The sequence below is a fragment of the Desulfobulbus alkaliphilus genome, assembly GCF_016918545.1.
GTDB lineage: Bacteria > Desulfobacterota > Desulfobulbia > Desulfobulbales > Desulfobulbaceae > Desulfobulbus > Desulfobulbus alkaliphilus.
Genome location: NZ_JAFFQC010000094.1, coordinates 1 through 1,176, shown reverse-complemented (window position 1 = coordinate 1,176; position 1,176 = coordinate 1). Strand labels below are relative to the sequence as shown.

Genomic DNA, 1,176 nt, shown 5'->3' with positions numbered 1-1,176 from the left:
CGGGTAGGGTGGGCACAGCAGTATCGTGCCCACGCGGTTGACCAAGGTGCAGGTTCAGCGCCTCCGCATCAGACCCAGGCCGGTGATGCCGGTCAGAAAGAGCAGGGCGGATGTTGGTTCCGGGATAGGGGTTGTTTTACGGATGGCCAGGGCATAGGCTGACGTACTGGTACCAGCGAGGAATTGGGTGCCGTATTTGAAGTCGAAGATCCAGCCGAATTCAAGTGGATTGCCTTCTTCAGTGTATTCCGAAAGATTACCGAACCAGTAATTGTAATGAAGCAGTTCAGGGTTTAAGATAGAAAGTTTGAGGTCTGTGTAGTTGTTCGGCGCTGCACCTAGATCTATAGGATCCAATTGTAACATCTCATAATATAGATAACCTAAGTCACTGACGGTTACTTTGATCTTTGTCGAGTAATCATTGTTATCATATCCCCAGGTCGTCCAATCTGGGGTCATTGGCAGGTGCCAGTCGTTGAATCCACCGTACTTTGTGCTATTCAGGCTTGCTACCCAGTTTTGTGCATCTTGATAGGTCATGCCAAAGCTTTTAACAGGTGTTTCTGAGCCTTTACTGGGATCAGTAACAAGCATCCAAGTCCCTCCCGAGACGTTAGGATCAGTAACAATCGTCCAGGAAACATTGAAATTGTCTGCAAAAGGATACAGTTCCTCCATGTGTAAAGAAGCACTGATACCAGGGGAAGAGCAAAGAAAAAAAACAGCCACAAGGGGAAGCAGGGCGGAGGTAAAAAGGCGCAATTCAGATCTCCTTCATGAAATGGGGGAGGTGAATTCGAACGATAATTTGACTTGATAAACAAAGAATATGTTTTTGTAAAGATAATTTCTTTTATTTCAAGGTGTCTGGAAGCATGAAGCTCTGTTTGGGTGAATGAGAAATGATACTAAGAAGATAGTGTCGGTTGAAGTCTGAACATGTCGCTGCAGGGCAACGTTTGCGAGCACAGAATCCCATCTTGTTGATATTGGGAAATTAGGGACACTTCCCCTATTTTATTCTATTTGCAAATAGAATAAAATAGGGGAAGTGTTTGAATGCATAAGTCCGGCAAAGAAAAGAAACCTCCATGTGAGTATAATGTTTTAGCAACAGTTGGGTCGAGAACCAGCTCGCCCAAAATATACCACAGGGAGGTTTCTATGAACGTA

General features: G+C 44.9%; 1 protein-coding gene. It reads right to left on the bottom strand.

The window, feature by feature from the left end:
• Nucleotides 1–54: 54 nt before the first annotated feature.
• The gene (locus JWG43_RS17500; RefSeq protein ID WP_205244240.1) at nucleotides 55–765 is read right to left on the bottom strand and encodes a PEP-CTERM sorting domain-containing protein; all 711 of its coding nucleotides are present in this window, start codon (nucleotides 763–765) and stop codon (nucleotides 55–57) included.
• Nucleotides 766–1,176 lie beyond the last annotated feature (411 nt).